We start from the raw sequence: 18,856 nt of genomic DNA on the forward strand, positions 1-18,856 counted from the left end.
TTTCGTTCGCCGGTTCGGCGTGTACCAGGAACTACATAACATCTCTGCGCCGGAAGACGGTCCAGGTAAGCAGGTTGAAGACCAGGAAGTATGCCGCAAGCACCATAATGGAGAAGGTCAGAGTCATGCCTTCAACCAAAGGCTGATTGTGGATGTAGCGGGTTAAATCCATGTTCGAGAAGAGCAGGTACTTGCTCCACTCGTACCGGCTCATCAACATGCTGATCGTATTGCCGAGGAACATGATGCACAGTGAAATTCCGATAGCCAGTGAGTTGCTGCGGAAAAGGGTCGAGATCATAAAAGCCAGGGTCACAATCATGATCAGTTCTACGCATTTATAGCCATAGGAAGTGAGCATTTCAATAATTATATTCTTCTCGACGATGGCTCCCGCATGATTCAGATCCAGAAGTGTAGGGCTCATACCCCCAGTGCCGTATAATGCGAAGTTAATGGCCAGAGCGGATGCGAATAGAATCAACAGCATGACAATCGTAAATTGGAAAGCGGCGATATACTTCGAAAGAACGATTTTGGAGCGGGATACGGGACGGATCAGCAGCAGTTTGATCGTGCCGCTGGAAAACTCCCCCGACATTGCATCCGCTGCTACAACAACCGTAAAGACGGTGATAACCGCGACCAGGGACGACATGAAGGAAACGGACTCCCATACAGCCGAACGTTCCGGTGAAATATCTTTTGCCAAATATTCTTTAGCTAACTGGATTTGGGAATCAAAGCGGGCAGCTTCCTCCGGCATGTGCGTCTTGCTTTCCTCCAGCATTTGAATGCGTTCTGTCTGGGATTGGCGCCAGTCAACCTTATTCGCCTGAGGGGAGTCATGATACATCAGATAAGAAGCTGCGCCGACGAGGCTGACCAGCAGGGCAATCATAACCCAAGTCGTGAGCCGCCGGTAAATTTTCATATTTTCATTACGGATAAGATTAAGCAATTTGATCACTTCCTGTTATCTTCAAGAATTTGTCTTCCAGGGATTGGGTCAGCGGCTTCATCGTATACAGACGAAGCCCCGCTTGCACCAGCAGCGTACCGATATCCGCTGCACGCTCCCGCCCGGCGCTGATTTCAATCCCGTCCGGACGCAGGACTACCGGCAGAGCCGGATCTACTTCCTGCACAATCGCCTGGGCAACCGCGGGATCGTTCACTTCGAAGAAGTAGGAGGTCTGGGCCTCTGCGGCGCCTTCTCCGCGAAGATTCTGGATGTCGATCAGCTTGCCCTGCTGGATGATGGCGACCCGGTCGCACATCAGTTCCATCTCGGACAGCAGATGGCTGGAGACGACGATGGCGATCCCTTCTTCGCGGGCCAGACGGCGCAAGTAATCGCGCAGCTCGCGGATACCCGCCGGGTCGAGGCCGTTCGTCGGCTCATCCAGGATGAGCAGAGAAGGGCGGTGCAGCAGCGCCTGCGCGACTCCAAGGCGTTGGCGCATACCGAGCGAGTAAGTCTTCACCTTCTCGTTGATGCGGTTCTTAAGACCGACCAGCTCTACAACCTCGGAGATCCGGGCCTGCGGGATGCCGCCGGGGAACATGCGGGCGTAGTGGAGCAGGTTTCTTTTGCCGGACAGAAATTTATACATTTCGGGATTTTCTACAATGGCTCCCACATGCCGGATTGCTTCTTCGAAACGGCCCTTGATCGTCTGGCCGTGGATCAGGATGTCGCCTTTGTTCATCTTCATCAGGCCGACAATCATACGGATTAGCGTCGTTTTACCCGCACCGTTGGGGCCGAGGAATCCGAATACTTCTCCCGGGTATACCTCGAAGGACAAATCCTGGATAATTTTTTTGCTGCCGATCGTTTTGCTGACGTGGCGTATTTCAAGTACAGCTTGTTCTTCCATCATTCTTTTCCAACCTCCATAATTCCAAGTCTGACTCTCTGGTTCAGTGCTCTCGGCTTCTCATTATATAGACTTGAACCGGAATGTCACACCGACCGAGGTCTAGGTTTCATACCCGACCTTGGTAGACATGGACCGGACTGGGGCCGGTATTTGCATGCTGGGGGTTGGATTGGACGAAAGTCCGTACCTGTGTAAAAATGAAGAGAGATTCGAAAGGGGGGGACACAGATGATCATCTATGAGAATGGCGCGGTCACCGTGTTTCAGAGCTCGCTGTATCAGACAACCTCAACCGTTATCGTGACGGATGATCTGGTGCTGCTGGCCGATCCCTGCCTGCTTCCGGGGGAAGTTGAGGAGATCCGGCGCTGCATAAATGCCGTGCGCGGGAAAAAGCCGCTCTATCTGCTCTTTACTCATGGAGATTATGATCATATTATCGGATGGGGAGCCTTCCCTGACAGTCTGACAATCGGCAGCCGGGACTTGGTAAGGCGGAAGGACCGGCATGAGCAGGTGAAGCAGGCGCGGGAATTCGACCGCATGTATTATATAGAGAGAGATTACCCGGTGGAGTATCCTGTTATTAACATGCCTGTGGAAAAGGACGGGCAGGCGCTTCGTGTCGGTGATACGACGGTGACCTTCTATTTGGCCCGGGGCCATACGCCGGACGGGGTTTTCGCGGTGGTGGAGGAAGAAGGCGTATTAATCGCAGGCGACTATTTATCCGGGTTCGAGCTCCCTTTTATAGAAGATAGTTACGGGGCATACAGAAACACAATCCGGCTGGCGCAGCGGCTCGCTGATTCGGGAAGAATCCGGCTGCTTATACCCGGTCACGGGACACCTGCCGGGAATCCGGCCGAAATCAACCGCAGGATACAAATGGCGGATACGTATTTAAACGAGCTTGAGGCTGCCGTACGGGCCGGCGATCAGCAGATGCTGCAGGAGCTGGAAGGTCGATTCGCGTTCGCGTCGGATTTTACCGCCGATTGCCATGCAAGCAACATTGATAGGGTAAGAGAAGAATTAGCGGCCGCCGGAATGGATGGCAGAAAAGAGTCTGGGCCGGGGACCGAATAGAAAAGGAAGAGATGAACATGTATTCTTATGAGAACCGGGAGTATATCGATACGGATTTCAGCCCCTCTGATTTAAGCGGAGGGGAGCTTCGCGGCTGCACGTTTGAACGGTGCCGGTTTGTCGGCGCCAGGCTGGAAGAAATATGGACGGAGGGCTGCCGGTTTACCGATTGCGATTTCACGGGAAGCCAGTTGAATGCGTCCCTGCACATCCGATCTGCTTTTACGAACTGCACGTTCAGGGGGGCGAGTCTGTTCGTAGCTAAGTTCGAGTCTTGTAAAATGACCGGCTCCGATTTCAATGAAGCGAATCTGGACGGCATAACAATCTTGGGCGGGGACTGGTCGTACACCAATCTTCGTTTTGCCAATCTGGCTAAGCAGTCTCTGCGGGGAATCCGGTTGAGTGAAGCGGACCTCTATTCTTGTAATCTGGAGAAGGCGGATCTTCGCGATGCGGATCTGACCCGGGCCCAGCTTGGCAAAGTTCGTCTTCAGGGGACGGATTTACGCGGAGCGGTGATGGACGGAGTGGATTTTACCTCGATGGATGTAAAGGGAGCCAAGATGGATTCGCTGCAGGCGGTTGCGTTCCTAAGGGCTTACGGCGCTAAGGTGGAAAACTGAGCAGGGGAAGCGGCGGTTGGAACCAAGCTAAGCAGATCAATAGAAATCCATTAAAGACAAAAGCGGCTATTCTTTTCGGGATAGCCGCTTTTTTGCGTGTGTACCCGAAAACCGTCAAGGTTGTTCCTGCTTCCTGGTTTCTGGTTCTCTATAAAGCAATGCCTCCCCGAACGGCCTAGGACGAGATAGATGTTAGTGGAGAGAAGTTAGCAGCAGACATAAATGACTTTTGGCATATTCGACGATACAGAAGAGACAAGTGATGAATTGCGTAGACATCCGACTATAGAACTATATAGATAAAACGGCGCAGGAGAAAAAAAGGAAAAAAACGACAGGAGAAGCAGTTGTAATCCATTTCGTTTGATGATACAATTTGTATCGAATGACGGAAGCGAGGAGGACCTGTTCTTGAAGATGAAAAAGTGGAAAGCGGCCGCGCTGGGAGTGATTATCGTTGGGGGAGTGGCCGGCGGGTGGGCCTATTGGAGCCTGGATCCGGCCAGACATTTCGAGAATAAAGAATTGCCGGTCCTGGCCCAGCCCGATCCGAATACGGTCTCAACGCCGGAACCTGCGCAAACTGCCAAACCGGATATGAAATCATTCAACATTCTAATTCTTGGCGTAGATTCACTTGGGACTGAGCCTTCCCGTTCCGATGTTATGATGGCCGTGCATGTGATCCCTTCCGAGCGCAAGGTGAACATCGTATCGCTGCCGCGAGATACCCGGGTTTCTATTAAGGGGGTGGGGTATACGAAAATCAATCACGCCCATATTCTGGGGGAATCGAAAGGAGGCAATAAAGAAGGGACCCTTATGGCGACTCAGACGGTAAGCGACTTTTTGGGCGTGCCCATAAATTACTACGCGAAGACGAATTTTGAAGGGTTCAAGCGGATTGTCGACAAAGTAGGCGGGGTGGAACTGAAGCTCGACAAAGACCTGTATCTGAAGTGGCAGAACGCGACGATCCCCAAAGGCACCCGGATTTTTGACGGAGATATGGCGCTGAAAGTGGTTCGCGAGCGTTATGGCGCTGAGGGTGGAGATTTTGCCCGCCAGGAAGAGCAGTCCAAAGTGCTTCGTTCTATCGCAATCGGACTGCTGCAACCGCAGAAAGTGCCTCAGTTAGCGACACTTTTGCCATCTCTCAGACAGGATATTCTGGATACGAATTTCACAGATGCGGATCTGATCAGTCTGGCGTGGTTGTTTAACGGTATTGGAGATGACAATTTCCGCTATGCTCAGCTGCCAGGCCGGAGTGGAAGAGAAATCGATTCCCTTGTGGGTTCCAATCTCTCTTTCTGGATTCCAGATGCGGAAGGGGTCAAAAAAATAAAAGAAGATTATTTCTGATTACTATGATACAATTCGTACCATAAAACAGGCTGATTGAACTAGTTCCCCAGGCATGAAAATAAAGTTTATCTGAGAATAAAGTTGCAGAAAGATACAAAATGGGGCTAGCCGCCCCGCAAAATGATGTGCTATAATTTTTTTGATACAAAATGTATCATAACAGAGAAAATAAAAGAAATATGGAGGGATATTTTACATGCAAGTGGCCCAACCAATTCGTGACCCTGAGAAAATCACCGCTCTTCAGGAAGTGCTGAAGAACCATTCCATGCGGGACTGGCTGCTTTTTACAATCGGAATTAATTCGGGTCTGCACCTCAACGATATCCTGCGGCTTCGCGTGAAGGATCTTAAAGACAAGAATCTCATTCACATTACGGAGGAAAAGACCGGTAAAAGCAAGTCCTTCCAGATCGACGACGATTTAAAGGCGGAAATCAGCGAATATACCCAGTATATGGACGAGGACGACTATATGTTTCCTTCTCAGAAAACAGGCAAACCGATTAAACGTATTCGTGTTTACCGTATTCTGAATGAAGCGGCCAAACATGTAGGACTGAGCGATATAGGGACCCATACTCTTCGTAAAACATTCGGTTACCATTACTACCAGCGGACCAAGAATATATCCGTACTTCGTGATTTATTCAATCATTCGGCTCCTTCTGTTACGTTTAAGTACATAGGAATCGAAAGCAGGAACAGCGGATAGGTCAGAGACGTTCAAAGGAGCCGAAGATCCGGGTATCCGGTTAAGAATATCGTGTATGCGGTTCCATTATAGACCCGAATAGAAAGGCGATTCCGTAAATAACGCCTCAAATCACGGGAACAAAAGATGGGTACAAATTGTACTTGACATGGATACAAGATGTATCATAAATTAAATCCATGAAGACGATTGTATTTTATTACCACTACTACCAGATGGTGAGGGTCCTATGGCCAAAAATGAAAAAATCGAAATCGACATTAAAAAAATTATCGAGCAGTTAGGGTTGAAGCGGAGTACATAGCCGGGATACCGCTGCGGTTTATCCAGCAGATCTTATTCGGACATCGAGCGATCTGCCCTCACAAAAGCGATGAAACGTTTAGCTTCCTCCGCCGTAAGTTTACGCCCGTCTATCGTTAGAGCAAACTTGTCGAGAATTTTGTCATCGGATAAGTCCAAGCTATTCACAAATTCACTTACATCATCGTCAAGTACAGCCTGCGGGTTGTTCGTTCTTCCGAGTAAATAATCCGCAGAAACCTTAAAGAAAGTAGCAATTTTGTTCATTGTTTCGTAATCGGGTTCCCGCCGACTCGTCTCGTAATGTGACAAGGCAGCTCTAGAGATTCCAAGCTTGCCTGCGAGCTCTTCTTGAGTCAAAGCGTGCTTTTCCCGGAGCCCGGCAATACGATCCCCATGTTTGTTCATTGTAGTATTCCTCTCATTTCACTGGAAAGTAGTAACAGTATAACCATGTCGGCTGCTCGTCTAAACCGGAACCACCTCTTCCGGCATGGAAGAAAAAGGGTGGACTCACTGCTTGACTGGAGTAAGAAGGCGAAAGATCGATATATTGAAATTATAATTTTTTTGATACAAAATGCAACTATTTGTCGATAAAATGTTTCTTCATGAACGGACAAAACTCCTTTAAAAAGAAATATTAACCTCTTTCTGGCAAGTTATTCATGTATATTCGCTACTTCAGAACTTATGAAATGTTTGGGATTGTATCATAAAATCTGTCGTTAGGCATACGCTTAACTAGGGTGCCGCCGCTCTCAAACTTGTTTTTTGTCTGTCCATTATTGAAAATAACCGGGCGGCTTTCAAGAAAGACCGCAAACGTGTCCGGTACGGATGCGTGCCGGGCAGCTGAGGAGGGAAGGATTATGGACATTGACCTTCATTGTCACATCCTTCCGGGATTAGACGACGGTGCCCCGGATCTGGCGGCCTCGGTAGCAATGGCGCAGCAGGCAGTCGGAGCCGGCATCTCCCGGGTCGTGGCAACGCCGCATCATGGCGGCGCCTATAACAACGAGGCGCCAGCGGTGATCGGCGCCGTGCAGTGCCTGCAGCATGAGCTGGACAGCCGGGGCATCCCGCTTGCCGTGCTCCCCGGTCACGAGGTCCGAATCTCCGATTCGCTCCTGGGCGACCTAGAGGCCGGCAAGCTCTGCACCCTCGGCGGCTCGCGCTATCTGCTGCTGGAACTGCCGTCCGGCCGGGTGCCGGCCGGATTCGGCGAGCTGCTCCACGAGCTCGGGGTGTGCGGAATCGTCCCGATTCTCGCACACCCCGAGCGGAGCAGCGAAATCCAGCGCGAGCCGGAGCGGCTGCGCGAATGGATCGCAGGCGGCCTGCTGCTGCAGGTGACGGCAGGAGCCGTCACGGGCGCATTCGGCCGCCGTATGCAGGCGTTCGCTCTGCGGCTGTGCCGCACGAACGCGGCACACTTCCTCGCCTCCGACGCGCATGACGTGTCGGCGAGGAAGTGGCAGCTGGCGGAGGCGTACGCCAGCATCGCCCGGAAGCTGAGTCCCGATCTGGTCGGGACGTTCCGGGCGAACGCGGAATATGTCGCCATGAACGAGGCGATTATTCCGGAGGCGGTAGCGCGAGGATTGTCGATTCCGCGGGTGCTGGATGCCTGGCCTTTCAATATTCGAGTAAAAGGGTAGGGATAGGACATTTTGCGCTTGACAAGATACGAATCGTATCATAGAGTTAGAGTTGTTAGATACGAATTGTATCAAATGAGTTATGTGAAATGTATGAATAGAACATTCGCTGCAGCAATATAGCGAAGGCTCTTTCATAAATATGATCCGCAAGGAGTGAAGCGAGTGAAGAAGACGTATACCGCACCGACTGTTCTGAAGCATCAGCAGATCGTGTTCGAGACCCGGCCATCGAAGCCTCATCCGTGTGATAACGGCGGGCACGTCGGCAGTCCAGGATGCGGCAGATGATACCGCCTCTCGTTCGTTTTCTGAACGACCTGTATGTGGATGGCGGTGCATTCTCCTTCACTGAAGAGGAATACACGCTGGTAGCCGCGGACTCCGACTTGTTCTCCATCACGGCCCAGGTGTTCCACATGCTGAAAGAGAAAGGGAGACTTCATGAGCTCCCGCTCTTTCTTCAGGAACATCTGGCCCGTAAGTCGGAAGCGACGCTGTATCAGAACTTGCTCCTGAAGTCCGAGACAGATCGGTTACTCCGCTTGCTGGATGATGAAGAATTGGAAGTCCTGCTTATGAAGGGCGTTCACTTTAGTGAACAATTTTTCGGCGGGACGGGCGCCAGGGGGACGACTGATATCGATATACTGGTTCGTCCGGACGACTTGCTTGCCGTAGTGAAACTGGTCCAGCAGGCAGGGTATTGTGTCTTTGACGGATCGGATGCTTCCCATCATGTTGTCTGTACCAAGGAAGGGGCAGGTCTGCTGCCGATTACGGTGGAGATTCATTGGGGTCTTGTTGAACATCATACGGCCAGAATCGACTATGAGCAGCTCTGGTTGAATTCTCACCTTTTAGAACCTTACCGCTACGCCAGAAGAATGAATGCGGAAGACACTTTGTATTGTATTTGTTTACACGGTTCTCAACACCGGATGAATTCCATACGTTATTTTCTAGATATCGTTCAGATGATGTTGAAGTTAGGGGATGAACTTCAGCTCCAAGAGATTGTTTCGAGGGCCAGGAGAGAGCATACCTATAAGCGGCTGCAGACAGCCCTATCTGCCGTCCGGTTCCTGTTCCCTGGACTCCGGATGCTGGCAGCAGAGAAACCGAAAGTTCCGCTGCTCTGGTCTTACAGGCTGATGCGGACAGTTCAGATGGATTTAAAAGGACCCGGCCAGATGCTGTACAGCATCTTGTATCATCTGATAAAGGTGTATGACCGGCCGGTCTATGTCTGGACCTGGCTCGGTTATTACTTTGTTCCTTATGTCCACCCGGCCCTGCTTGCTCTGAATGAAGAGAAGGAGACCTCGCGCTGGAGGCATATGAAAACAGTCTATACCGAAAGGTGGAAACGCCTGTCTCGTTTCGTCAAATTGAAAAAATATGTTTAGGAGATCGCTGCATGAACACTAAATTTAGGCGTCATCAAGATACCGAAGTCATGCTGCTTGACGGGGAATACGTGATCATGCACATGAACCGGCAGAGCATAACGAAAGTAAATGAAATAGGCGGCATCATATGGTCCCTGCTAACCGAAGCTAAAACAGTGCATGAGCTTGTACTTTGTATGCAGGAACAATACGAGACCACTTACGAGACGGCTGAACATGACATTCGCTTGTTTCTGCAGCAGCTTGGCGAATATGAGCTGGTAGAGGTTACAGAAGCGGTGGAACAAGAGCCGACAGGTCTTCCGTACCGTACTGCATACTCTTGAGCTTGTAAGAACGTATTCTTCGTCGTGAACGAGGAGGAACCTACCTGCGTCTTTTATGATACGAAACGTAACATAGTATCGTCTGTGTGATACGAAACGTTATAAAAAGAAACCCATTCTATCTACACCGGAGGTCAAGTGTTAATGGAACTTGATTTGAAAGAGTACTTCCACATTGTGCGTAAACGAATCTGGCTGATTGCGACCCTTGTTGTTCTTACTTGTCTGGTTACGGGTCTGGTCAGCTATTACTTCATAAAGCCGCAGTATTCAGCGAGTACGAAGCTCGTAGTCAATTCATCCTATCAGGCGGGCGGTATCGCCAGGATCGATTATGGCGAAGTCAGCGCGAGTATTATGCTGGTCAACACGTACAAGGAAATCATCCGGACTCCGGCCATTATGGACAAAGTTGCGGCTGAGCTGCCGGAGCTTGACCTGACGGCAGATCAGATCATATCGATGGTCAAAGTCAGCACGGTTAACGAGACACAGGTGCTCACGATTACAGTGACTGATTACAACCATGAGACGGCGGTAAAACTGGTGAATGCCATTTCGAATGTGTTCAAAACCGACATTCCAAAAATTATGCAGGTGGATAACGTGACCCTTCTCAACCAGGCTAAACAAGAGGAAGTACCGTTTCCGGTATCGCCAAATGCAAAGATGAACATCATTCTTGCTTTGATTTTATCACTTATCGCCGGTATTGGTCTGGCATTCTTAATGGAATATCTGGACGATACGATCAAGTCCGAAAAGGAAATCGAGCAGTATCTGGGGCTCCCTATCTTGTCGGTCATTACACGGATCAAGTCTAACGATTTGAAGCACGATGCTCCCCCATCCAAACCGGAACAGAAAGTTGCAGGTGATTCGGTCTATGCCGGCGTTAACAACTAACCAACGGTTAATTACGCATTCTAATCCTAAATCGCACATTGCAGAGGCTTATCGCACCCTCAGGACTAACATCCAGTTCTCTTCTGTAGATCATGAAATCAAGTGTATCCTGATAACCTCTGCTCAACCGGAGGAAGGCAAGTCTACGACCGCAGCAAACCTTGCTATCGCGTATGCACAGGAGAATAAGAAAGTCCTTCTGATTGATGCGGATCTTAGAAAACCGACCCTTCATAAAACCTTCAATGTATCCAATCGTACCGGACTTACCCATATTCTGGTCAGCCGCCAGGAAGGCGATCAGGCACTGATCGAAACGGAGATTCCTAATCTGACCTTGCTGACTTCGGGCCCGATTCCGCCTAATCCGGCGGAGCTGCTGGGATCTAACCGAATGGAGACTTTCCTGGAAGAAGTCCGCAGTTGGTATGACATTGTCATTGTCGACTCCCCTCCTTTACTTGCCGTAACGGACTCTCAGATTATTGCAGCCAAAACCGACGGTGTCGTTCTTGTCATCAATCACGGCAAAGTAAAACGAGACCGTGCCCAGAAGGCACTTAGTCAGCTCAATTACGTTAATGCGCGTGTTCTCGGGGTGGTTCTAAACAATAAAGCGATCTCCAAGAAAGAATCATCTTATTACTATTATTACGGTGAGAAAGCGTAAGGCTTAACCCTCCGTTTTATTTGAACAAGGTCATGCCTACTGCACCTTTATCACGTGTAGGCACTCGGTCATGCTGTGGGCGCTGCAAGCGCCTTAGACGTTAATCGTCGAGGGTATGATGTGAGGGGGGGTTGAATGCCCCTGATCCTATTTTTATAGAAAGGTGAGTTATGTTGTTTTGCCCTGTAAAACGACATAACTCGCTTTTTTAGTAGATAAACCAGTAATGGAGGAAAGCAAATGAAGAACGCAGGTTGTGTTCCTAATAGTTTGCTGGAGAAAGTGGAGGGAGCCCATGATTTTTAGAAGACGTAAATTGACACTGGTAGCAGTAGACATGTTGATTGTTGCTTTGAGTATTATCGGTTCCTATTTCATACGTTTTGAAGGTGATGTACCGGAAGTTTACAGAACCCAGGCAGGAATCTACATAATAACCGCTTTGCTGATTACGGCGGGAAGCTTTCACTTTTTTAAGTTGTATAGCCGTATTTGGCAGTATGCAAGCGTAGGTGAGTTATATTCTCTCATTAGAGCTTCTCTGGTAGGGGGAACCGTTACTTACATGGTTGTTTATATGGTATCCGGCCTGGCGATCCCTTTATCCGTCTTTGTAGGAGCTGTGCAATCCAGCTTGTTCTTAACGGGAGGAGTGAGATTTGCCTGGCGTATTTTTACGGATTCCTATCAGAGGAAAAAAAATCATCAACATAAGGCGTTAATCATTGGAGCCGGGGATTGTGGAAGTATTATTGCCAAAGAGTTAATTCAGAACCAGGCGGCAATCATAACTCCTGTTGCATTCATTGATGATGATCCAAGAAAACAGACGTTTCAGATTTATGGAATTCCTGTGCTGGGTGACCGGAATTCCATTGCTCAGGTTGTGGAAAAGCATGAAATCAACGACATTATCATTGCAATTCCATCCGCTTCAAAGAGAGAATTATCTGAAATTATCGAGATTTGTAAAGCGACCAAAGCCAAACTGAAAATAATCCCCATTCTGAACGACCTCATTAGCGGTAAGGTGAGTATCAAAGAAATTAGGGATGTTGAAGTGGAGGATTTACTTGGCAGAGAGCCTGTTAAAACAGATTTGCAGGGGATAGCGAATTATGTCGAGAACAAAACGGTGCTGGTTACTGGCGCAGGTGGTTCAATCGGTTCGGAACTCTGCCGCCAGATTGCGCCCTTCCACCCGAATAAGCTGCTGCTGTTGGGTCATGGAGAGAACAGTATTTATAACATTGAAATGGAACTAAGATCGAAGTTTCCCGAGCTGCAGCTGGAGACTCTAATAGCGGATGTCCAAGATCGTGAGCGTATTGATCATATTTTTCAGCGGTACCAGCCACAAGTTATTTTTCATGCAGCAGCTCATAAACATGTCCCATTAATGGAAAGGAATCCGTCGGAGGCTATCAAGAATAATGTTTTTGGGACGAAGAATGTAGCTGAATGCGCCGACCGGTATTCCGCTGAACGTTTTGTTCTTATTTCTACGGATAAAGCGGTGAATCCCACGAGTGTAATGGGAACGACCAAACGGATCGCCGAAATGCTGGTCCAGAGTTTAAATGCCACCAGCACTACCGTATTTGCGGCTGTTCGTTTTGGAAACGTGCTGGGAAGCAGAGGAAGTGTCATACCCAGATTCAAGCAGCAGATTCGAAGCGGGGGGCCTGTTACCGTTACGCATCCGGATATGATCCGTTATTTCATGACGATTCCAGAAGCTGTACAGTTAGTGATTCAGGCCGGTGCGATCGCCAAGGGCGGAGAGGTCTTTATTCTGGATATGGGTGCCCCTGTGAAGATCAGTGATCTGGCTAGGGACTTGATCCGCTTGTCGGGATTTGAGCCCGGAGTGGATATACAGATAGAATACTCAGGGGTAAGGCCGGGAGAGAAGTTGTTCGAGGAGCTGCTTACCAGCGAAGAAGGCATCAGCTCCACCAAACACAATCGGATTTTTATCGGGAAGCCGACAAGTCTTCAAAGAAGTTACTTGGAATTTGAAATCAAAAAGTTGGATAAGGTTATGAAAGAGGAACCGCGAGTAATATGCGAAGTACTCCAGAATATCGTACCTACCTTCAATAGTGAGCAGTTTAAAATAACGGAGACTGAAGAAAAAGAGTTGTCGTTAGTTTAAGGAGAAAAATTTTATGTCAAGCACAGTAGAGAACAATGTTTCTAAAAGGAGTTTATCTTTAAGTAAGAATTTCTCATGGACCTTACTGGGGAATATTATTTATGCACTTTGTCAGTGGGGAATCTTGATGGCCTTGGCAAAATTAGGGGATGCGAGGATGGTAGGGCAGTTTGCTCTGGCACTCGCCATCACTGCTCCAGTATTTATGTTTTTGAATCTTCAGCTAAGAGCCGTATTAGCGACAGATGCGAATAAAAATATGCCTTTTAGTCATTATATAGGACTGCGAATATGTACTACACTTCTTGCCCTGACTGTATTAGGAGGATTTATAATAATCAGCGGTTATGATACGCAGACCCAAATTATTATTCTTCTGATAGCTTTTTCAAAAGCTGCTGAATCAATGAGCGATATCATCTACGGTTTATTACAAAATAACGAGAAAATGGACTTTATATCTATATCCTTAATTGTAAGAGGCATAGCATCTTTATTGGTTACGAGCGGTATGTTGTATGTTACAGGGGATTTAACGATTAGTTTATTGACTTACATGGGATCGTGGCTGTTGATATTAATTGTTTACGATATCCCGAAGAGCAGAATTTTTTCCGTTTTAACACCAACACTTTCTTTAAAATCACTGCTGCCACTTTTACGTATAAGTTTGCCGATGGGATTTGTAATGTTATTAATATCGTTAAATACCAACATCCCCAGATATTTCATTTCCGGTTACGAGGGAACGGAACAACTCGGATACTTTTCTGCATTAGCATACGTGATGGTTGCAGGTACAACTGTTATATCGGCACTCGGGCAAAGTGCTAGTCCCCGATTAGCTAAGTATTATTCCAGTGGTAAGTTGAACAGTTTTTACACGTTATTAATGAAAATAGGTATGCTTTTTATTATTTTGGCTTTAAGTGCAATAAGTATTGTAATGTTCCTAGGTCAACCGATTCTTTCAATTCTATATGGTCCTTCCTATAGCGATTACTCTTACATTTTTACTTTAATCACTATAGGTGCTGGTATCGGATATCTCGGATCTCTTGTCGGATATGGACTTACTTCCGCTAGAATATTTGGGACACAAGTATATTTATTTATATTTATTAATATATCTCTGTTACTCGCGTGTTATCTCCTGATTCCAAGTCTTGGTTTAGAAGGAGCTGCCTATTCGCTGATCGTTGGTAATATAGCTCAGTTAATAGGGAGTTTGTTTATATTCTATTTCCATTTCTACAAAGCTGGAAGTTCAAAAGTTGCAGGGGTAGCAGCTAGTAAAGATTAATTATGGAGGAATTAAGCTGTGCGTATCTTAAAAAATGTAATCTTATTCTCTTTTGTGCTGCTTATACTCCAAATTGTTACATGGAAAGTATCTGAGTATGTGTTAACCATAGGTTTTATGTGTGTCATCTTTTTGGCTATAAATTCAATTTTTTTAATAATCTATATGACTAAGAGAAAACCCGTCTCCATATATAGTGACCTGGTTGTTCTTTTTATGATTTTCTTTACGTTATATGGTGTGGCCTATCCACTAGATTATACGTTGGGATTGCTGAATGATTATTCCTACGAGCAGGTCTATAAATCAATGGTAGTTTATGTTCTGGCAAGTATTTCTCTAATTATCGGTATAAGTTTGAGTCAGGCCTTTTTAAAGAATAGCGTTCCAAAAAATAAACGTGTAGTTAAAAGTTTACCTTACAACAGTTTGAGTTTTGCGGGTATTACAATACTTTCCTTAGGGCTTGTAGCGATGCTGTATGATCTGTACCGATTAGGCGGATTCAATGTATTAGGTGTTGCCAACAGGATGGATTATTTTTATGCTCAGCGTAATCTTGGAGGTTCAACTCTTCCTTTTAAAGAACTCATTGGCGCTGGATTTTTAACACTTGCCGTATCTGTAAATAATGTAAAGCAGGTTAGGTATTTACTGATCGGTTTGATGCTTGTATGTTCCTTTTTATTTTTCGGTATGGGAAGTCGGGCATACATAATAATTGTAGCTCTTCCGGTATTATCAATCTTAATCCATAGGAAACTTATTACAATCAATGCGAAGAAAAGTATCCTGATCATGTTGTTGTATTTAATTATGTTATCTCCAATATTTACAAATGTAAGGGATAGTATCATTACTCAATCGGACTTATTCAATTTGCCGAAAGAAGACTGGGCATTCTCATCAGGAGAAACTGGAGCGTCCTTTCAGATTTCAACTAAAATCATTTCCAATGATAGCTGGAATGGTGCCGACGCTTCATATATTACGGCTATGATGTATATGTTACCGTCCAATATGTATATGGCGATTACTGGACATAGTAAACCGATGAACTTGTCGGAATGGTATGTTTCACAGTATCTTCCCTATACCTATAAAAGCGGCGGGGGAGTAGGTTTTTCTCCCATAGCACAAGCATGGATGAATGGAAAATATGCGGGTATCATCTTGGTGTACATGTTGATTGGCTACTTAATCAGTAGATTTAACAATAAAGGTCTATTGAAGTATATTCTGATCGGGCTTGTGCTCTCATTCCAAAGAAGTTCGTTTCAATCTTTTTTTAGCAGCTTCTTGATAATGTCTCTCACCTTGGGAGGTATCATTGTCATTTCAGTCATCCTGTCTAAAAGGAAAGCTTCCTATCCATACGAAGTTAATCTTATAAAATAAAGAACCAAAGGCGTGATTTCGTTGAACGAAAAGAGCAGCAACCCTAAAAAAATTAGGGTTCTTTTTTTTATCACTTCATTAGCCGGAGGAGGGGCAGAAAAAGTCGTTTCCTTGTTACTTTCTGCTCTGAATCCAAAAGTTTATGATTTACATCTGCTAGTTAATCGGTATGAAGGGCCGTATGTCGATCTTATTCCTTCGCATGTAACAATCACCGAATTGAAATCCGAGCGATTACGAAGTTCATTGAAGCATATAGTAAAGGAATTAAAAGAGATCCAACCGGACGTAGTAATCTCACATTTGTGGGAAATAAACGTGCTTACGATACTGGCAAAAAAAATAGGTAAATTGAAATTTAAAACGATTCTATGTGAACACAGTACGATTAATCGTAAAAGATTTTTTGGGGCAAATACGATTAGGAAGTGGGCATACAGCAAAAGTAATATAATCGTGGGCGTATCAGAAGGTTTGGGGATAGAAATCGAACAAATTCTAAAGGTGGCTAAGAAAAAAATCAGAGTTATTTATAATCCCGTCATCGGAAATGATTTTGCAGCACGGGTAAAGGCCCCATGTACTCATCCCTGGTTTCAGGAAGAAATTCCGGTACTTATTGGTTTAGGGCGGCTTGTACCGGAAAAAAGATTTGATTTATTTGTAGAAGCTATAAAAGAATTGAATAATTCGATGATTCCTGTAAGGGGGATTATTTTAGGAGAAGGTCCACTAAGGAAAGAACTCGAGAATCAAAGAGATTTGTTGAATCTAAATGGAACTATTGATCTCCTGGGATTTGTAGAAAACCCGCTCCCATACTTGAACTTAGGGTCTGTATTTATTCAAACTTCAGATTATGAAGGGTTACCCACCGCGTTGATTGAAGCGGTCGCCTGTGGCATAAAAATTGTAGCCACGAATACTCATACCGGGACGGAAGAAGTGTTGGGAAATGGTCTGTATGGGCGGATCGTAAGCAGAGGCGATTTAAGGGGAATCGTAGAACAAACAAAAGAAATACTTCTAGAGAATGAGTGGAAAAAAAACAAGTGTCTACTTATAGAAAACAGCCCCTTCTCTTTAATTAAAGCAACCAACCAATATTCTCAGCTTATTGCAGAAGTAATGAAGGCGGATAGTGCTTAATTCATGCTTATAAAAACAGTTGAAGGTAGTGGACCATTTGATAGACATTAGCATTATTATGAGTGTGTATAATGATGAGAATTATTTAGAAGAGAGTATAAATTCTATATTGAATCAGACCTTCACTAATTGGGAATGCATCATTATTAATGATGCTTCTAAAGACAGGTCTAGTGAAATAATCGAACATTATAGTGCCATAGAACCGCGTATAAAAGTAATCAACCTCCCAGTGAATCAAGGGTTAGCTAACGCTTTGAATATGGGCATAAAAAATGCTAACGGGACTTATATTGCTAGACACGATAGTGACGACATTATGCTGCCGGATCGATTATCTAAACAATTTGACTTTATGGAGACTCATAAAGAGATTGGCGTTCTAGGCTCATTTGCGAAGATAATTGATGAAGACGGGGTATTGAAGGGGAGCATTATTACTCCACGTATACCAAACTCAAATAATATTTGTAAAGGCAATCCTGTTATCCATCCTTCTGTTTTTATTAGAAAAGAATTATTTAATCAGATCGGAAGCTATGATTCATCTTTGAGAAGATGTCAGGATTATGCGTTATGGTTCCATTTTATTTCGCGCGGTGTTAATTTTTATAATCTGGAGGAAGAATTATTACTATATAGGATTACAAGAAGTTCCTATTCTAAAAAAAAGTTCAGGTACCGTTGGTCTGAAGCTCAAATTATTTGGAAGGGATGTCGGAAATTAAATAAGAAATTTACAGGTTTAGTATACGCGATTAAACCTATTTTAGTTGGGGTGTTGCCAAAAGATATTTACCGCCATATACAATTTAAAAAATCTTTTAGTAAAAGCCATTCGTAACAGGAGGTTAACATGATTCTAATAACAGGGGCAGCGGGCTTTATTGGAGCGCACCTTTCCAGACGCCTTACGCAGGACGGATATGACGTAATAGGCGTGGATAATTTAAACGAATATTATGACGTTCAGTTAAAAAGGGATCGGCTGAAATGGCTGCAAAGTGAAAATTTTAAATTCCATGAACTTGGTCTTGAGAATGGGGCAGAATTAAACGCTGTCTTCGAACGATATAATCCCAGAATCGTGATTAACCTGGCTGCACAAGCGGGGGTAAGATACAGTCTGGAAAATCCCTCGGCCTATATCTCCTCCAATATTACCGGCTTCACAAATATTCTCGAAGCTTGCCGGCACTATAAAGTAGATCATCTGATCTATGCGTCCTCAAGCTCTGTATACGGGGCCAACAAGAAGATTCCTTTCGCCGTCACGGACAGTGTGGATCATCCTGTAAGCTTGTATGCCGCAACCAAGAAATCCAACGAGCTTATGGCACATACATACAGCCATCTGTTCGGGCTTCCGACTACAGGCCTCCGGTTTTTTACGGTTTATGGTCCTTGGGGACGTCCGGACATGGCTTATTTTTCTTTTACGGGAAAAATTCTTGCAGGAAAGCCTATTCAGATCTTCAATCACGGTGAAATGCGGCGCGATTTTACTTATATCGACGATATCGTCGAAGGCATAGTCAGACTGATTGACTGCCCGCCTGCCAATAGACCGGAAAGTGAGCTGAGCAGTTCAACAGCTCCTTATAAAATCTATAATATCGGCAACAATCAACCTGTTGAATTAATGAAGTTTGTCCGCATTCTAGAACAGCACCTGGATAGAAAAGCGGTTATGGAGCTGCTCCCGATGCAGCCGGGCGACGTTAAAGAAACGTTTGCAGACATTGAGGAATTAAAGAAGGATACCGGCTTCTCGCCATCGACGTCCCTGGAGCAGGGCCTCCGGAATTTCGTGAGCTGGTATTTGGATTACTACCAAATAAACGAATCTGCAGTTTCCACCAAAACTAATGATGGTCGGTGAA

19 protein-coding genes are annotated in these 18,856 nt (G+C 45.8%); 16 read left to right on the forward strand and 3 right to left on the reverse strand.

The window, feature by feature from the left end; genetic code table 11:
• Positions 1-31: 31 nt before the first annotated feature.
• Entirely contained in the window at positions 32-961 is a 930-nt protein-coding gene (locus tag EDM21_RS03890; protein WP_157333079.1) for an ABC transporter permease, read from the reverse strand.
• On the reverse strand, positions 954-1,883 hold the full coding sequence (locus EDM21_RS03895; RefSeq protein ID WP_157333784.1) for an ABC transporter ATP-binding protein: 930 nt from the start codon (positions 1,881-1,883) through the stop codon (positions 954-956). Before EDM21_RS03895 ends, EDM21_RS03890 begins: the two co-directional genes overlap by 8 nt.
• A 231-nt stretch (positions 1,884-2,114) precedes the next feature.
• Here EDM21_RS03895 and EDM21_RS03900 point away from each other — a divergent pair, with 231 nt between their 5' ends.
• From EDM21_RS03900 to EDM21_RS03915, 4 genes are all read left to right on the forward strand, one after another.
• Positions 2,115-2,975, forward strand: a complete 861-nt coding sequence (locus EDM21_RS03900; RefSeq protein ID WP_157333081.1) for an MBL fold metallo-hydrolase — start codon at positions 2,115-2,117, stop codon at positions 2,973-2,975.
• Between the two features lie 17 nt (positions 2,976-2,992).
• Entirely contained in the window at positions 2,993-3,601 is a 609-nt protein-coding gene (locus tag EDM21_RS03905; RefSeq protein ID WP_157333083.1) for a pentapeptide repeat-containing protein, read from the forward strand.
• Positions 3,602-4,018: 417 nt separating this feature from the next.
• Positions 4,019-4,966 carry an LCP family protein gene (locus tag EDM21_RS03910; RefSeq protein WP_157333786.1) on the forward strand — a complete coding sequence of 316 codons (948 nt, stop codon included), beginning with the start codon at positions 4,019-4,021 and terminating at the stop codon, positions 4,964-4,966.
• 199 nt (positions 4,967-5,165) lie between these two features.
• Positions 5,166-5,684 (forward strand): tyrosine-type recombinase/integrase, encoded by a 519-nt coding sequence (locus EDM21_RS03915; RefSeq protein ID WP_157333085.1) that lies wholly within the window; start codon positions 5,166-5,168, stop codon positions 5,682-5,684.
• Between the two features lie 336 nt (positions 5,685-6,020).
• Here the strand turns inward: EDM21_RS03915 and EDM21_RS03920 are convergent, their stop codons facing one another.
• On the reverse strand, positions 6,021-6,395 hold the full coding sequence (locus EDM21_RS03920; RefSeq protein WP_068776159.1) for a helix-turn-helix domain-containing protein: 375 nt from the start codon (positions 6,393-6,395) through the stop codon (positions 6,021-6,023).
• Positions 6,396-6,859: 464 nt separating this feature from the next.
• On the opposite strand from EDM21_RS03920, the gene EDM21_RS03925 reads away from it, so the two are divergent.
• From EDM21_RS03925 to EDM21_RS03975, 12 genes are all read left to right on the forward strand, one after another.
• Positions 6,860-7,651, forward strand: coding sequence for a tyrosine-protein phosphatase (locus EDM21_RS03925; RefSeq protein ID WP_157333087.1), 792 nt, complete (start codon positions 6,860-6,862; stop codon positions 7,649-7,651).
• 165 nt (positions 7,652-7,816) lie between these two features.
• Positions 7,817-7,942 (forward strand): hypothetical protein, encoded by a 126-nt coding sequence (locus EDM21_RS25190; protein WP_268893049.1) that lies wholly within the window; start codon positions 7,817-7,819, stop codon positions 7,940-7,942.
• Positions 7,939-9,060, forward strand: coding sequence for a nucleotidyltransferase family protein (locus EDM21_RS03930; RefSeq protein WP_157333089.1), 1,122 nt, complete (start codon positions 7,939-7,941; stop codon positions 9,058-9,060). The genes EDM21_RS25190 and EDM21_RS03930 overlap by 4 nt, the downstream gene beginning before the upstream one ends.
• Positions 9,061-9,071: 11 nt before the next feature.
• Positions 9,072-9,389, forward strand: a complete 318-nt coding sequence (locus EDM21_RS03935; protein WP_157333091.1) for a PqqD family protein — start codon at positions 9,072-9,074, stop codon at positions 9,387-9,389.
• Positions 9,390-9,533: 144 nt separating this feature from the next.
• The gene (locus EDM21_RS03940; RefSeq protein WP_157333093.1) at positions 9,534-10,295 is read left to right on the forward strand and encodes a YveK family protein; all 762 of its coding nucleotides are present in this window, start codon (positions 9,534-9,536) and stop codon (positions 10,293-10,295) included.
• Complete coding sequence (locus tag EDM21_RS03945) at positions 10,276-10,965, forward strand: CpsD/CapB family tyrosine-protein kinase (RefSeq protein ID WP_157333095.1); 690 nt, start codon at positions 10,276-10,278, stop codon at positions 10,963-10,965. Before EDM21_RS03940 ends, EDM21_RS03945 begins: the two co-directional genes overlap by 20 nt.
• Positions 10,966-11,260: 295 nt before the next feature.
• Entirely contained in the window at positions 11,261-13,123 is a 1,863-nt protein-coding gene (locus tag EDM21_RS03950; RefSeq protein ID WP_157333097.1) for a polysaccharide biosynthesis protein, read from the forward strand.
• 13 nt (positions 13,124-13,136) lie between these two features.
• A complete protein-coding gene (locus EDM21_RS03955) occupies positions 13,137-14,426 on the forward strand; it encodes a lipopolysaccharide biosynthesis protein (RefSeq protein ID WP_157333099.1) in 1,290 nt (429 codons plus the stop codon).
• Between the two features lie 18 nt (positions 14,427-14,444).
• A complete protein-coding gene (gene wzy, locus EDM21_RS03960) occupies positions 14,445-15,824 on the forward strand; it encodes an O-antigen polysaccharide polymerase Wzy (protein ID WP_157333101.1) in 1,380 nt (459 codons plus the stop codon).
• 21 nt (positions 15,825-15,845) lie between these two features.
• Positions 15,846-16,973 (forward strand): glycosyltransferase, encoded by a 1,128-nt coding sequence (locus EDM21_RS03965; protein ID WP_157333103.1) that lies wholly within the window; start codon positions 15,846-15,848, stop codon positions 16,971-16,973.
• Positions 16,974-17,010: 37 nt separating this feature from the next.
• The gene (locus tag EDM21_RS03970; RefSeq protein WP_157333105.1) at positions 17,011-17,817 is read left to right on the forward strand and encodes a glycosyltransferase family 2 protein; all 807 of its coding nucleotides are present in this window, start codon (positions 17,011-17,013) and stop codon (positions 17,815-17,817) included.
• Between the two features lie 12 nt (positions 17,818-17,829).
• A complete protein-coding gene (locus tag EDM21_RS03975) occupies positions 17,830-18,855 on the forward strand; it encodes an NAD-dependent epimerase (RefSeq protein WP_157333106.1) in 1,026 nt (341 codons plus the stop codon).
• Position 18,856: the final 1 nt, after the last annotated feature.

Source organism: Paenibacillus lutrae (genome assembly GCF_009757775.1).
Lineage (GTDB): Bacteria > Bacillota > Bacilli > Paenibacillales > NBRC-103111 > Paenibacillus_F > Paenibacillus_F lutrae.